At 65.2% G+C, this 14,377-nt stretch carries 16 protein-coding genes; 11 read left to right on the top strand and 5 right to left on the bottom strand.

Annotated features, from left to right (window positions below; translation table 11 throughout):
• Positions 1-53 precede the first annotated feature (53 nt).
• On the top strand, positions 54-638 hold the full coding sequence (locus HU763_RS19840) for an acyl carrier protein phosphodiesterase (RefSeq protein WP_186685285.1): 585 nt from the start codon (positions 54-56) through the stop codon (positions 636-638).
• Positions 639-660: 22 nt separating this feature from the next.
• Here the strand turns inward: HU763_RS19840 and HU763_RS19835 are convergent, their stop codons facing one another.
• Positions 661-1,449 (bottom strand): lysophospholipid acyltransferase family protein, encoded by a 789-nt coding sequence (locus HU763_RS19835; RefSeq protein ID WP_186685284.1) that lies wholly within the window; start codon positions 1,447-1,449, stop codon positions 661-663.
• Positions 1,449-2,204 (bottom strand): L-ornithine N(alpha)-acyltransferase, encoded by a 756-nt coding sequence (olsB, locus tag HU763_RS19830; protein WP_170032306.1) that lies wholly within the window; start codon positions 2,202-2,204, stop codon positions 1,449-1,451. Before olsB ends, HU763_RS19835 begins: the two co-directional genes overlap by 1 nt.
• A gap of 157 nt (positions 2,205-2,361) precedes the next feature.
• Here olsB and HU763_RS19825 point away from each other — a divergent pair, with 157 nt between their 5' ends.
• The 6 genes from HU763_RS19825 to HU763_RS19800 all read left to right on the top strand — a co-directional run bounded on the left by HU763_RS19825 (position 2,362) and on the right by HU763_RS19800 (position 7,109).
• Positions 2,362-3,249 (top strand): acyl-CoA dehydrogenase middle domain-containing protein, encoded by an 888-nt coding sequence (locus HU763_RS19825; RefSeq protein WP_186685283.1) that lies wholly within the window; start codon positions 2,362-2,364, stop codon positions 3,247-3,249.
• Between the two features lie 71 nt (positions 3,250-3,320).
• Complete coding sequence (locus HU763_RS19820; protein WP_186685282.1) at positions 3,321-4,400, top strand: serine hydrolase domain-containing protein; 1,080 nt, start codon at positions 3,321-3,323, stop codon at positions 4,398-4,400.
• Positions 4,397-4,693, top strand: a complete 297-nt coding sequence (locus HU763_RS19815) for an amidase (RefSeq protein WP_186685280.1) — start codon at positions 4,397-4,399, stop codon at positions 4,691-4,693. The genes HU763_RS19820 and HU763_RS19815 overlap by 4 nt, the downstream gene beginning before the upstream one ends.
• A gap of 44 nt (positions 4,694-4,737) precedes the next feature.
• The gene (locus HU763_RS19810) at positions 4,738-5,319 is read left to right on the top strand and encodes a YceI family protein (RefSeq protein WP_170032296.1); all 582 of its coding nucleotides are present in this window, start codon (positions 4,738-4,740) and stop codon (positions 5,317-5,319) included.
• A 1-nt stretch (position 5,320) separates the two neighbouring features.
• Positions 5,321-6,478, top strand: coding sequence for a phospholipase D-like domain-containing protein (locus HU763_RS19805; protein ID WP_186685278.1), 1,158 nt, complete (start codon positions 5,321-5,323; stop codon positions 6,476-6,478).
• Positions 6,479-6,530: 52 nt separating this feature from the next.
• Positions 6,531-7,109 (top strand): DJ-1/PfpI family protein, encoded by a 579-nt coding sequence (locus HU763_RS19800; RefSeq protein ID WP_186685276.1) that lies wholly within the window; start codon positions 6,531-6,533, stop codon positions 7,107-7,109.
• Positions 7,110-7,300: 191 nt separating this feature from the next.
• On the opposite strand, the gene HU763_RS19795 is transcribed toward HU763_RS19800, so the two are convergent.
• A complete protein-coding gene (locus HU763_RS19795; protein ID WP_186685274.1) occupies positions 7,301-7,699 on the bottom strand; it encodes a nuclear transport factor 2 family protein in 399 nt (132 codons plus the stop codon).
• 115 nt (positions 7,700-7,814) lie between these two features.
• On the opposite strand from HU763_RS19795, the gene HU763_RS19790 reads away from it, so the two are divergent.
• Both HU763_RS19790 and HU763_RS19785 read left to right on the top strand, forming a co-directional pair.
• Complete coding sequence (locus HU763_RS19790; protein WP_186685272.1) at positions 7,815-8,405, top strand: GNAT family N-acetyltransferase; 591 nt, start codon at positions 7,815-7,817, stop codon at positions 8,403-8,405.
• Positions 8,402-9,274, top strand: a complete 873-nt coding sequence (locus HU763_RS19785) for a carbon-nitrogen hydrolase family protein (protein ID WP_186685270.1) — start codon at positions 8,402-8,404, stop codon at positions 9,272-9,274. The genes HU763_RS19790 and HU763_RS19785 overlap by 4 nt, the downstream gene beginning before the upstream one ends.
• A 121-nt stretch (positions 9,275-9,395) precedes the next feature.
• Here HU763_RS19785 and HU763_RS19780 read toward each other — a convergent pair whose 3' ends face one another.
• Complete coding sequence (locus HU763_RS19780; RefSeq protein WP_186685269.1) at positions 9,396-10,919, bottom strand: fumarate hydratase; 1,524 nt, start codon at positions 10,917-10,919, stop codon at positions 9,396-9,398.
• Between the two features lie 251 nt (positions 10,920-11,170).
• Here HU763_RS19780 and HU763_RS19775 point away from each other — a divergent pair, with 251 nt between their 5' ends.
• The gene (locus HU763_RS19775) at positions 11,171-12,091 is read left to right on the top strand and encodes an iron-sulfur-binding ferredoxin reductase (RefSeq protein ID WP_186685268.1); all 921 of its coding nucleotides are present in this window, start codon (positions 11,171-11,173) and stop codon (positions 12,089-12,091) included.
• A 138-nt stretch (positions 12,092-12,229) separates the two neighbouring features.
• Here the strand turns inward: HU763_RS19775 and pyk are convergent, their stop codons facing one another.
• The gene (gene pyk, locus HU763_RS19770; RefSeq protein WP_170032278.1) at positions 12,230-13,684 is read right to left on the bottom strand and encodes a pyruvate kinase; all 1,455 of its coding nucleotides are present in this window, start codon (positions 13,682-13,684) and stop codon (positions 12,230-12,232) included.
• Between the two features lie 215 nt (positions 13,685-13,899).
• On the opposite strand from pyk, the gene HU763_RS19765 reads away from it, so the two are divergent.
• Positions 13,900-14,283 carry a tetratricopeptide repeat protein gene (locus tag HU763_RS19765; protein ID WP_170032275.1) on the top strand — a complete coding sequence of 128 codons (384 nt, stop codon included), beginning with the start codon at positions 13,900-13,902 and terminating at the stop codon, positions 14,281-14,283.
• The last annotated feature ends 94 nt before the right edge of the window (positions 14,284-14,377 follow it).

Genomic DNA, 14,377 nt, shown 5'->3' with positions numbered 1-14,377 from the left:
ATCGCTATATCGCGTTATAACGATATAGCGGCAGACGGTGCTAGACTGCGCCCATGAACTACCTCGCACACCTGCACCTGGGCGGCCCGGCGCCGCAGCAACTGCTCGGCAGCCTGTATGGCGATTTCGTCAAAGGCTCGTTGGAAGGGCGCTTTCCGCCAGCGCTGGAGGCAGCCATCCGCTTGCATCGGCGTATCGACAGCTACACCGACCAGCATCCGTTGGTGCTGGCGGCACTGGCACGCTTTCCACGCGAGCGGCGGCGCTTTGCCGGCATCGTTGTGGATGTGTTCTTCGATCATTGCCTGGCACGGCATTGGCAGGATTATGCCGAGCAGCCGCTGGAGCAGTTCACTGGGGAATTCTATCGGGTGCTGCTGGCGGAGCCTGAGCTTCCCGGGCGCCTGGCGCGCATCGCGCCGTTCATGGCGGCCGATGACTGGCTGGGCGCATACGGTGATTTCGCCACGCTGGAACAGGTGTTCAACGGCATTGCCCGAAGGCTGTCGCGGCCACAGGGGATGGTCGGGGTGATGGATGAGCTGGAGCGGCTGTATGAGCCGCTGATGGCGGACTTCCGCGAGTTCTATCCACAGTTGCAGGCGTTCGCGGCGGCGGGGCGGACAGCAGGCAATTAGGCCAGTCCTGAAAAGCAGGAGCTCAGGCGGCCCGCGCCTGCCGCCCAGTCACCACTTCAACTTCTGCAGCCCCGAACAACGCCAGCTGAATGGACTGTTGCGCCTGCAACGCCAGCACCGCCCGCTCCTTGCCTACGCTGCCGATCGGCTGCAACAGGTGGATGCACACTTCACTTCGTGGCAGGGCGAACAGGCGCAGCAGATGCGACACCAGGTCATCCTCACCGATGAAGGGCGCAAGCGGGTCGATCTGGCCATTGCGCAAGTACTGGATGGCCACCGGTTGTACTGCCACACCACGGTCGATGGCACCTGCCAGCAGGCGGCCATGGAAGGTGCGCAGGGTACGCCCGCTGGTGGTGGTGCCTTCGGGGAAGATCAGCAGCGGACGGGCCAGGGCCAGTTGCCCGGCGATCTGTTCGCGCAGGCGCTGGCTGTCGCCACCACCTCGGCGGATGAACAGTGTACCGGCCTTTTCCGCCAGCCAGCCGGCCACCGGCCAGTGGCGCACTTCGGCCTTGGACAGGAACGACAGCGGCAGCAGCATGCCGAGCAAGGGAATGTCAGTCCAGGACACGTGGTTGCTGACCCACAGCATTGGCCGCTGCGGCAGCTCGCCGATCACCCGCACGTCGAACGGCAGCGCCGCGACCAGGCGTTTCATGAACAGGCAGGTCCAGCGCTGGCGGCGCGCTATCGATGGCTTGAAGCCCAGGCGTTCGCCCAGGGTGATCGCACTGGCCAGCAGCATGCCCAGCAGCAGTACCAGCAGCAGTCGTGTCAGGCGGGCCATTACCCGCAGCTTCGGCATCAGACCGCTGCCTTGAAGTGGCGGGCATAGCGCGGGCACAGCTCGTCGCGCTTGAGCAGGATGAACACGTCGGCCACCTGGAAGTCTTCGTCCCAGCACGGCTCGCCGCAAATCTTCGCGCCCAGGCGCATGTAGGCCTTGAGCAGGGGCGGCATTTCGGCAATGACGTTGTTCGGCAAGGCCAGCTTGGGCAGCGGGTTTTTCGGTTCGGCGCGCAGGTGCTCGGTGCACAGGTAGCGGTCGCGCAGGCGTTGCATCACCGCATGGGCCTGTATTCCGCCATCCTGCATGGGGATGCTGGCGCAGCCCATCAGGTAGCTGTAGCGGCCTTCATTGAGGATTTCCGCCAGTTCGCTCCAGAGTACGGCGATGGTGCCGCCATTGCGGTAGTCGGGAGCCACGCAGGTGCGCCCCAGCTCCAGGATCGGGCCCTGCAACTGCAACAGGCCATGCAGGCTGAATTCTTCTTCGCTGTAGAAGCGGCCCAGGCTGCTGGCGGCCTGGTGGTCGAGCAGGCGCGTGGTGGCAACCAGTTCGCCGGTACTCAGGTCACGTACGCCAATGTGCCGGCAGTGCACGTCGTAGTCATCCATGTCCAGGCCGTACTCGGCACCTTTGAGGCGGGCCTGGAATTCGGCGCTGAACACCTTGTAGCGCAGGGCCTGGGCCTCTTGCAGGGCCGCGGCGCCAACCAGGCGTTCGGCTTGCAGACGGCGTTCGGTGCTGTTGTCGCCAGCGTGAGCGATCCGAGTCATTACGAGTCTCCATGAGCCAGCCATGAAAGGTTGCGGCCGGTCGGCTTTGTTGTGCAAAGTCAGCCTAGGTAGACGCGGTGTCACCCCTGTGAAGCTTTGGTGATGCTTGCGTGACATCCACGGCCTTACCCGAAAGCCCCAGCAAGGAGTCATTCCCATGGCCTGGTTGCAACGACTCAATGACCCGCTTCGCCAAGCGCTGGCGAGCACCCTTGGCGAAACCTATGCCGCGCTGCTCGAGCGCCTTGGCCCGGTTGCCCCGTTCGAACTGGCGGTACTTGGCGGCCGGGCGATGGCCACGCCGGGGCTGGCGTTCCTGGTCGGCTACCAGGCCGCCTTGCGCGTGCTGTGGCCCAGTGCTCCGCTCAGCCTCGGTGCCCTGTGTGCCAGCGAACGGCGTAGCGTGCGGCCGACGGAAATGCGCACGCGCCTGGACGGCTTGCGCTTGACCGGCAGCAAGGATTTCGTCACTGCCGGCCTGGAGGCGGAGTGGTTGCTGGTGGCGGCACGCAGTGAGGCGACAGGCGCGCCACCGCAGTTGAACCTGGCGGTGGTCTACCCCGGCGAGCCAGGGGTGACGCTGGAAGCGCTGCCGACCCTGCCGCTGATGCCGGAGGTGGGCCATGGACGACTGGTGCTGGAGCACGCGGCGTGTGAACTGCTGGCAGGGGATGGCTGGGATGCCTATGTAAAACCGTTCCGCTCGCTGGAGGACTTGTATGTGCTCACGGCCCTGACCGCCTGGCTGTATGGCGTCGGTCAGGCGTGTGCCTGGCCGCAGGCCCTGCGCCTGCAGTTGCTCGGGCTGCTGGCCGGGTGTGCCGAGGGCAGCCGGCAGTGCGCCGATACGGTCGGTTGCCATTTGTTGCTGGGTGGGTTGTTCGCCCAGTTCCAGGCGCTACGGGGGGAAATTGATGCGGCGTTGGCAGCTGGGCCGGCGCATTGGGCAGAAATCTGGCAGCGCGACCAGGGGGTGATGGCACTGGCGGCTGCGGCGCGGGAGAAGCGGCTGAACAAGGCGTGGGCGGCCGCGGGATTGTCATGAATGCCGGTTAGGCTTGTGTGATTGCATGAATCCTGGGGCCGCACAGTGGCTCCCGCAAAAAGGCAATCCCGATGAAGGCATTGTTCGTCATTCTGGCGCTGGTTACGGGGTGTGCCTGGGCCGAGGACTGGCCCCAACCCGACTGGCCGATCAATGACGCCAGCCTCGACTGGCAGGCTGTCGACGCCTATGCCTTCCCTGCCCGCACCACCGCGGAACGCGCTGGCATTCGCACCGACGCCCTGCTGATCATCCGCGACGGCCGTATCCTTCACGAGCGCTACACGGCACCCACCCGTGCAACCACTGCCCACCTGACCTGGTCGATCAGCAAAAGCGTGCTGGCCACGGTACTGGGCGTGGCCCAGGGCCAGGGGCGCTTCCAGCTGCAAGACCCGGTCAGCCGGTTTTATCCACCCATGCGCAGCCACCCTGGCGTACGCATGGTCGACCTGCTGCACTGGGCCAGCGGCCTGGACTGGCAGGAAGACTACGAATACGCCCCGCTGAAATCTTCGGTGGTGGCCATGCTCTATACCCGCGGCCATGGGGACATGGCGGCGTACACGGCGGCGCGGGGCACGGCAGCCGAACCAGGCCGGCGCTTTCTCTATTCCAGTGGCGACAGCAACCTGCTGGCCGCCGCGCTGCGCGGCATGCTCGGCGCCGACCGGTACCCGGATTACCCCTGGCACGCGCTGTTCACCCCGCTGGGCATCACCAGCGCAGTATGGGAACGTGACCGGGCCGGCACCTATGTCGGCTCTTCCTACCTGTACCTCACCGCGCGCGACCTGGCACGCATCGGCCTGTTGCTGCAGCGCGACGGGCGCTGGCAAGGGCGGCAACTGCTGCCAGAGGCCTGGGTGGCGTTCAACCGCACGCCGTTTGCCCATGCCGACACCATGGCCGGCGAGGCCAACCCCGGCGGCCACTGGTGGCTCAACCAGCCGTTGGCCGGGGCGGCACGGCCCTGGCCGCATGCGCCCGCAGACACCTATGCCGCCCTTGGTCACTGGGGCCAGGCGCTGTACGTGCTGCCCAGGCAAAAGCTGGTGATCGTGCGGTATGCCGACGATCGCGACGGCAGCTACCGGCACGATGAACTGCTTCGGCGGGTGCTGGCGGTGCTGGCCGGGGAGGGCGCATGAAGCGGGCAGTGCTGCTGGTATTGCTGGGCCTGTCGTACTGGGCCTGGCACGAGCGCCAGGCCCTGACTGACTTCCCCGACATCCTTGCGGCGTACTCGGCCAAGGAGTACTGCTCGTGCCGCTTCGTCATGGGATTCGAGCCGGAGTACTGCCAAGGTTACGTGAAACAATGGCTGGCGCTGAGCCTGCTGGAGGAAGACCGCCAGCAGCGGCTGGTGACCGCCGAAGGCCTGGGGCAGCGCCACCAGGCCGCCTGGCAAGGCCCGCGCGAGGGCTGCCGCTTGCTGCCGTGAAGGCGGGCGGGTAAGGTTGGCGGCCTGGTTTCACGAGATCCGTCATGTTCAAGCTGCCCCGTCTGCTACCCGCCTTGCTGCTGGCTTTGTGCCTACCTGCCCACGCCAACTGGCACCTCGATGGCGAGTCGTCGCGCCTGTCGTTCATAACCGGCAAGAACGGTGACACCGCCGAAGTGCACCGTTTTCTGGTGCTGCATGGCACCGTCGACCGCAAGGGCGCGGCTGGGCTCAGCATCGAGATGGATTCGGTAAGCAGCGGCATTCCCCAACGTGACGAACGCATGCGTGAGGACCTGTTCGAGGTCGAGCGTTTCGCCGAAGCCAAGGTGCAGGCTCAACTGGACCTGCGGCCGATAAACGACCTGGCCAATGGTGCCCAGGTCGAGCTGCGCCTGCCGTTGACCGTGACCTTGCACGGCCAGTCCCACAGCTATAACGCCCTGCTGCTGGCGACCCGCCTGGACGAGCGACGCTTCCAGGTGGTGACCCTCGAGCCGCTGGTCCTGCGCGCCGAGGATTTTGGCCTGTTGCCAGGGCTGCAACGCCTGCGCAAGTTCGCTGGGCTCAAGTCCATCAACCCGTCGGTACCGGTGAGTGCGGTGCTGATCTTCACCGCCCGCTGACATGGCCGGGCCAGTCTTCCCCTGGCGGGATGGCAACCACTTCGAACTGCTGATCGACGGGCCCGAGTTCTTTCCGCGCATGCTCCTGGCGATCATGCGCGCCGAGTTCCAGATCGACCTGGAACTGTACCTGGTCGAGGCCGGCGACTGCGCCGATGCGGTGGTCGAAGCGCTTGAGCGGGCGGCGCTTCGCGGTGTGCGGGTACGCTGCCTGTTCGACGACTATGGCTCATTGGCTTTCAGCAGCAAGTTGCGCCAGCGCCTGCTGGATGCTGGCGTGTACCTGCGCTGGTACAACCGCTTGCGCTGGAAGCGCGGCCTGCGCAACCTCTACCGCGATCATCGCAAGCTGCTGCTGGTGGACCAGCGCTGGGCAGTGGTGGGCGGCACCGGTGTCACCGACGAATTCTGGACGCCGGGCGAGGCGACCAGTGAGTGGCACGAGGTGATGGTGCAGATGCAGGGCCCGGTGGTGAACGACTGGCAGTTGCTGTTCGACCGCCAGTGGCACGCCAACAATCGCCGCACCGCCTGGCGCCCTGCCGAGGGCTTTGGCCTGCCGCGCCTGCCCAAGGTACCTGCACAGGGCCAGGGCATGGGGCGCGTGGCTTATGCTGACGCCCGTCAGCACCAGGACATCCTCCATTCGCTGGTACGCGCCATCAACAGCGGCCAGCGCCGGGTGTGGCTGGCCACACCTTACTTCCTGCCGACCTGGAGCGTGCGCCGCTCGCTGCGCCGGGCTGCCGGCAAGGGCGTCGATGTGCGCTTGCTGCTGACCGGCCCGCGTACCGACCACCCTTCGGTGCGTTATGCAGGGCACCGCTATTATCCCCGGCTGCTGCGCGCCGGGGTGCGCATCTACGAATACCAGCCGTGTTTCCTGCACCTGAAAATGGTGCTGATCGACGATTGGGTCAGTATCGGTTCGTGCAACTTCGACCACTGGAACCTGCGCTTCAACCTCGAGGCCAATATCGAGGCCCTCGACCCACCGTTGACGGCTGCCGTGCAAGCCAGCTTCGAGCGTGATTTCGCCTTGAGCGAGGTGGTCGACCTGGGCCACTGGCATGCCCGACCGCTATGGCGCCGGGTCAAGCAACGGCTGTGGGGCTGGTTGGACCGCCTGGTGGTCAACTTGCTCGACCGCCGCGACTGAGACCGGCTATCGTGCAGTGACTGTCTCTAGGCAATCGAAGGGAGTGGGTACGATGACGGCGAAGAAGATTCTCATGTTGGTCGGCGATTTCGTTGAAGATTACGAGGTCATGGTGCCATTCCAGGCCTTGAGCATGGTTGGGCATACGGTGCATGCAGTTTGCCCGGAAAAGGTCGCGGGGCAGACCGTGCGCACGGCCATCCATGATTTCGAGGGTGACCAGACCTACAGCGAAAAGCCTGGGCACAACTTTGCCCTGAACTACGATTTCGTGCGGGTACGGGCCGAGGGTTATGACGCGCTGCTGATTCCCGGTGGGCGTGCGCCGGAGTACCTGCGCCTGGATGAGCGGGTGCTGGAGCTGGTGCGGTCGTTCGACCAGGCCGGCAAACCGATTGCGGCGGTGTGCCACGGGGCCCAGCTGCTGGCGGCGGCCGGCGTGCTGGAAGGGCGCGAATGCAGCGCTTATCCGGCGTGTGCGCCGGAGGTGCGGCTGGCCGGCGGCACATTCATCGATATCGCGGTGGACCAGGCGCATGTCGACCGCAACCTGGTGACCGCACCCGCCTGGCCGGCGCACCCGGCGTGGCTGGCGGCGTTCCTCAAGGTGCTCGGTACCCGCATCGCCTGACCGGGCCCGGCTTCCTGGCACCAGACATTGCTCTGGTAGGAGCGGCCTTGTGTCGCGATGGGCTGCGCAGCAGCCCCTGGTAATCCTGCATTACGGCCGAGCATCTGGGGCTGCTGCGCAGCCCATCGCGACGCAAGGCCGCTCCTACAAACACACCGCTCTCAGGGCCATTGCTGTTGGCTCCTTGCCCCTCAACCGACCTGCTCAATCCAGTCATTGAGGTTGTAGTAGTTGGTCACCCGGGCAATCTTGCCGCAGTGGATATAGAAGAACGCCCCCGCCGGCAGTACGTAGGTCTGCCCGTTGGCCGGCGGCAAGCCTTCGTCATCGGCCAGGTATTCGCCATGCACGGTGAACTCCGCCGCCGCCCGGCTGCCATCGGCGTTTTGCATCACCACGATATCGGCCAGGCGTTCGCGGTAGCAGCGGTTCATCTTGTCCATGAATGCGGCAAACCGTGCCTTGCCCATCTGCCGCTCACCCTGGTTGATGTCGTGGATCACGTCCTCGCTGAGCAGGGCGAGAAAGGCTGGCATATCGCCGGCGTTGAAAGCCGCGTAGTACGCATTTACCAGTTCGGTAGCGGTCATGGAACAATACCTGTCGTTGAGGGAAAAGGCGGGTCGTGGCTTCGGATGATAGGGTTTCCCCTCAAGCCCGGCTTAGCCGAGCGCGTCATCCACATCGACAAAACGACCGCCAAGCATGGAAATACGCCTGTTGCACGGCGCCGCTATCGCGCCTTACATCGATGACCTCGCTCGCCTGCGCCTGACCGTGTTTCGCGAGTTTCCCTACCTTTACGACGGCACCCCGGAGTACGAGGCCGACTACCTGGCCACCTATGCCCGGTCCGGGCGCAGCCTGGTGGTGCTGGCGCTGGACGACGGCAAGGTGGTGGGCGCCTCCACCGGCCTGCCGCTGGTGGATGTCGGCGCCGAATTCCAGCAGCCATTCCTGGCCCAGGGGCGTGACCCGGCCAGCGTCTACTACTTCGGTGAATCGGTGGTACTGCCAGAGTACCGTGGCCAAGGCCTGGGAGTGCGCTTTTTCATCGAACGCGAATCCTACGCGCACAAACTGGCTGAGTTCGATTACTGCGCGTTCTGCGCGGTGGAGCGGCCCGGCGTGCACCCGCGGCGGCCTGCAGATTACAAACCGTTGCATGGTTTCTGGCGCAATCGCGGTTTTCTGCACGACCCGTCGCTACGCACCCGCTATGCCTGGCGTGACCTGGACGAAACGGAAAGCTCCGACAAACTGATGTCGTTCTGGCTCAAGGAACTGCCGATATGATCCGCCTGGCGGCCTGCCAGTATGCGATCGAGCTGCATGAAACCTGGGACGCCTACGCCGCGCACCTGCAAGGCCTGTGCGCCGAGGCTGCGGCGGCGGGGGCGCGCCTGCTGCTGTTGCCGGAGTACGCCGGGCTGGTGCTCAGCGGGCAGTTGCCGGCCGAGCAGCGTGGCGACCTGAAGGCCTCGATTGCCGGTATTCAGCCGCTGTTCGAGCCGTGGCTGGCGCTGTGCGAGGGCATTGCCCGGCATTGGCAGATCTATCTGCAGCCTGGCAGCCTGCCGGTGCAGGATGCCGATGGGCAGTACCGCAACCGTGCCTGGCTGTTCGGCCCCGAAGGCGTGCTGGGTTACCAGGACAAGCTGATGATGACCCGTTTCGAGCGTGAGCAATGGAACATCACCGCAGGCCAGGGGCTGCAGGTGTTCGACACCGAACTGGGGCGCCTGGGGATCCTGATCTGCTACGACAATGAATTCCCGATGCTGGCCCGGCACCTGGCCGAGCAAGGCGCCGACCTGATCCTGGCGCCGAGCTGTACCGACACCGAGGCGGGCTACCACCGGGTGCGCATTGGCGCGCAGGCGCGGGCACTGGAGAACCAGATTGCGGTATTGCAGAGCCCCACGGTCGGGCTGGCCGCCTGGTCGCCGGCGCTGGACGAGAATATCGGGCGGGCAGGCTTGTTCGTGCCACCGGATCATGGCATGCCAGGGGACGGCGTGATGGCGTTGAGTGAGCAACTGAGCCCGGTGCATAGCCAGTGGCTGCTGTGCGAGGTGGACCTGGAGGAAGTGCGGCGGGTGAGGCGGGAAGGGCAGGTGTTTACCCGCAGGGACTGGCCGGAGCAGTTTGACAGAATCCTGTGAAAACAGTGGCGGCCTCTTCGCCGGCTTGCCCGCTCCCACAGGTACAGCGCAAGCCTGAGGGCTACGCCTTACCTGTGGGAGCGGGCAAGCCCGCGAAGAAGCCGCCGCAGTTACATCAGGCTTACTTCACTTCGACTGCCAGGCTCTGGGCAATCTTGCTCTGCCACAAGGCAGGGCCAGTGATGTGCACCGACTCACCGTTGCTGTCCACGGCGACGGTCACCGGCATGTCCTTGACCTCGAACTCGTAGATCGCTTCCATGCCCAGCTCGGCGAAGGCCAGGACCTTCGACTTGCGGATGGCCTGGGCCACCAGGTAGGCGGCGCCGCCAACGGCCATCAGGTACACGGCCTTGTTGTCCTTGATCGCTTCGATGGCGGCAGGGCCGCGCTCGGACTTGCCGATCATGCCCAGCAGGCCAGTCTGCTCGAGGATCTGGCGGGTGAACTTGTCCATGCGGGTCGCGGTGGTCGGGCCGGCTGGGCCTACCACTTCGTCACCTACCGGGTCGACCGGGCCGACGTAGTAGATGAAGCGGCCTTTCAGATCCACCGGCAGCTCTTCGCCACGGTTGAGCATCTCGACCATGCGCTTGTGCGCGGCATCGCGGCCGGTGAGCATCTTGCCGTTGAGCAGGATGGTCTCGCCCGGCTTCCAGCTGGCGACTTCTTCCGGGGTGATGGCGTCGAGGTTGACACGACGGGCGCTCGGGCCGGCTTCCCAGACGATTTCCGGGTAGGCGTCCAGCGACGGCGCTTCCAGCTCGGCCGGGCCGGACCCATCGAGCACGAAGTGGGCGTGGCGGGTAGCGGCGCAGTTGGGGATCATGCACACCGGCAGCGAAGCGGCGTGGGTCGGGTAATCCATGATCTTGACGTCGAGCACGGTGGTCAGGCCGCCCAGGCCCTGGGCGCCGATGCCCAGCTGGTTGACCTTGTCGAACAGCTCCAGGCGGATTTCTTCCAGACGGTTTTGCGGGCCACGGGCTTTCAGTTCGTGGATGTCGATGGACTCCATCAACACTTCCTTGGCCATCACCGCAGCCTTCTCGGCGGTACCGCCGATGCCGATGCCGAGCATGCCAGGCGGGCACCAGCCAGCGCCCATGGTCGGCACGGTCTTCAGCACCCAGTCGACGATCGAGTCGGACGGGTTGAGCATGGCCATCTTCGACTTGTTCTCCGAGCCGCCGCCCTTGGCTGCGACATCGACCTCGACCTTGTCGCCGGGGACGATGGAGTAGTGGATCACGGCCGGGGTGTTGTCCTTGGTGTTCTTGCGAGCACCGGCCGGGTCGGCCAGGATCGACGCGCGCAGCACGTTTTCAGGCAGGTTGTAGGCGCGACGCACACCTTCGTTGATCATGTCGTCGACGCTCATGGTGGCGCCGTCCCAGCGCACGTCCATGCCCACGCGGATGAACACGGTGACGATACCGGTGTCCTGGCAGATCGGGCGGTGGCCGGTGGCGCACATGCGCGAGTTGATCAGGATCTGGGCGATGGAATCGCGCGCGGCAGGCGATTCTTCACGCAGATAGGCCTCGTGCATGGCCTGGATGAAATCGACGGGGTGGTAGTACGAAATGAATTGCAGGGCATCGGCGACGCTCTGAATCAGGTCGTCTTGCTTGATCACGGTCATGCAGCGCGCTCCTCTTAAAGACGGGAACATTCATAGAGACGCTCGACGGTGCCGACCAGCATGTCGAAACGCCTTGCAAAGGCGCGCCGGCGGCATGGCCGACGCAAAAAGGCGCGGCAGTATAGCGTGCCTCTCGGTGTGAAACACCTGCGTGTGGTCTGGACCATGGTCGGCAGGGCCCGGGCATCCTTTTTGCTGCCATTGCCCGCTTGGCATACAGTGGCCTGATGACCGATGGAGAAAGACCGACCATGCCTGAACTTTGCGTGGGCGAGCGCCGCTGGACGGTGCCGACCGGCAGCAACCTGCTCGATGCCCTGAATGAGGCCGGGCTCGATGTGCCCTACAGTTGCCGCGCGGGCAGCTGCCATGCCTGCCTGGTGCATTGCCTGGCCGGGCAACCGCTGGATGCCCGGCCCGAGGCCCTGGCGCCGGACAAGCATGCCCAGGGTTGGCGCCTGGCGTGCCAGTGCCAGGTGGTCGAGGACCTGCGTGTGGCGCTGTTCGACCCGCAGCAGGATGGCGTAGCGGCCGAGGTCTGTGCGCTGGATTGGTACGGCGATGTGTTGCGCTTGCGCTTGCGGCCCGAGCGGGCGTTGCGTTACCAGGCCGGGCAGCATGTAGTGCTATGGCATGCTGCGGTCGCGCGGCCCTATTCGCTGGCCAGCCTGCCGGGTGAGGACGATTTCCTCGAGTTCCATATCGACTGCCGGCGCCCTGGCGCCTTTTGTGACCAGGCGCGCGGCTTGCAACTGGGTGATGTGTTGCGCCTGGGGGAATTCCGGGGCGGCGCCTTGCACTACGACCCGGACTGGCAGGACCGGCCGCTGTGGTTGCTGGCGGCGGGCACCGGGCTGGCGCCGTTGTGGGGCATCCTGCGCGAAGCGTTGCGGCAGGGGCATCGGGGCGAGATCCGGCTGCTGCATGTGGCGCGGGAGCGGTCAGGTCACTATTTGGCGGAGCCGCTGCTGAAGTTGCCAGGGGTTGAGGTCGAGCTGGTGCTGGCGGAGCAGCTGGAGGACGTTCTGGCCGGCTTGCGGCCGTCATCGCGGCAGACGCTGGCGCTGCTGTGCGGGGCGCCGGCGAGCGTCGAGCGGTTTGCCCGGCGGCTGTTCATTGCCGGGGTGCCGCGGGGGCAGGTGTTTGCCGATGTGTTCGTCGAACATGCCTGAGGCATTTTTGTGGATTGTGCCGGCCCTTTTGCGGGCACGCCCGCTCCCACAGGTACAGCGCTAGCCTCAAGCTTGGCGCGCATCCTGTGCGAGCGGGCGTGCCCGCGAAAGGGCTGCAAAGCGGCCCCTTGGAACGGATCAACCGACCAGCGGATCACCCACGTGCAGGATCTTCATGCCGTTGGTGCCACCGATGGTGTGGTAGCTGTCACCCTTGGTCAGGATCACCCAGTCACCTTGTTCCACCAGGCCACGCTTGAGCAGTTCGTCGACCGCCGCCTGGCTCACCTTGTCGGCCGGCAGCGAAGCCGGGTCGAAGGCGATCGGGTACACGCCGCGGAACATCGAGGCGCGAGCCTGGGTGGCGCGGTGCGGCGACAGGGCGAAGATCGGCACGTGCGAACGCAGGCGCGACATGATCAGCGGGGTGTAGCCACTCTCGGTCAGGGCGATGATCGCCTTCACGCCCGGGAAGTGGTTGGCGGTGTACATGGCCGCCAGGGCGATGCTTTCGTCGCAGCGCTCGAAGGTGGTGTGCAGGCGGTGGCTGGACTTCTGGCTGGTCGGGTGCTTTTCGGCACCCAGGCAGATGCGGGCCATGGCCTGGACGGCTTCGATCGGGTAGGCACCGGCGGCACTTTCTGCCGACAGCATGACCGCGTCGGTGTTGTCCAGCACGGCGTTGGCCACGTCGGACACTTCGGCACGGGTCGGCATCGGGTTCTGGATCATCGACTCCATCATCTGGGTCGCCACGATCACCGCCTTGTTGTTGCGGCGGGCGTGCTGGATGATCTTTTTCTGGATGGCGATCAGCTCGGCGTCGCCGATTTCCACGCCCAGGTCACCACGGGCGACCATCACGGCGTCGGAGGCGGCGATCAGCTTGTCGAGGGTGTCGTCGTCGGCAACGGCTTCGGCGCGTTCGATCTTGGCTACCAGCCAGGCGCTGCCGCCGGCCTCGTCACGCAGCTTGCGCGCATATTCCATGTCGCTGGCATCACGCGGGAACGACACGGCCAGGTAGTCCAGGTCCATTTCCGCGGCCAGCTTGATGTCGGCCTTGTCTTTTTCGGTCAGGGCCGGTGCGGTCAGGCCGCCACCTTTACGGTTGATACCCTTGTGGTCCGACAGCGGGCCGCCGATGATCACCACGCAGTGCAGGGCGTCTGCGGTGGCGGTTTCGACGCGCATGACCACGCGGCCATCATCGAGCAGCAGTTCGTCGCCGACGCCGCAGTCCTTGACCAGGTCGGGGTAGTCGATACCGACGATGTCCTGGTTGCCTTCGGTCAGCGGGTGGGCGGTGGAGAAGGTGAACTTGTCACCGATCTTCAATTCGATGCGCTTGTTGGCGAACTTGGCAATGCGGATCTTCGGACCCTGCAGGTCACCCAGCAGCGCGACATGGCGGCCGTTCTTGGCGGCGATGTCACGGATCAGGCGGGCGCGGGCCTTGTGCTCGTCCGGGGTGCCGTGGGAGAAGTTCAGGCGTGCCACGTCCAGGCCGGCGAGGATCAGCTGTTCGATCACTTCCGGCGAATTGCTGGCGGGGCCAAGGGTGGCGACGATTTTGGTACGGCGGATGGTCATGCACAGACTCCTATAGTGAAGCGCAGCGAAAGGCTACTCCTGAATCTCGCTGTAGTCATTGTTCCGTTGCACTACCTGCGACTTCCTGGGTAGGGCAGCTGCAAGCTGACAGCAACAGGTTACAAGTTGAGGCATGGGCCCAATGCGTGCTGATTTTGCTGGCGCTGAAGAAAACCCGGCCGCGGCCGATATACTGGCCATCAAAGGAGATCCCCATGCGCGCCCTGATCGTTTTTGCCCTGGCTGCCAGCGCCGTCGGCTGCACCCGCTGGTCGATGGACCATCACCTGAACAACGCCTACCGCGCCTATGACCGCGGCGACTGCCAGCGGGTCATGCTCGAGTTGTCGCAAGTCGACCGCACCAGCCGTGCGCGGCCGTTCATCCACCCCGAGGTGTCGCTGCTGCGTGGCCAGTGCCTGGAGCGCCAGGCGCTGTACGTGGATGCTGCGCAGACCTACCAGTACCTGATCCAGCAGTATCCGGGCAACGAGTATGCCTATCGCGCCCAGGCGCGCCTGCAGACCCTGGAAAAACTGGGCCACCTGCGCGGCGAAGCAGCTGTGGCCAGCCCGGTGCAGAGCGCACCTTGGCGTTAACACCAAGGTGTGATTTATTTCACGGGATTTGCTGCGTGCGCTGCGCTAATCTGTAAATCAGCTGTTACAACAACCGCCAGTTCATCGTATTCCT

Source organism: Pseudomonas anuradhapurensis (assembly GCF_014269225.2).
In the GTDB taxonomy this organism is placed as follows: domain Bacteria; phylum Pseudomonadota; class Gammaproteobacteria; order Pseudomonadales; family Pseudomonadaceae; genus Aquipseudomonas; species Aquipseudomonas anuradhapurensis.
Note: the sequence above shows the minus strand (reverse complement) of the source record. Positions and strands in the feature narration are given on the sequence as shown.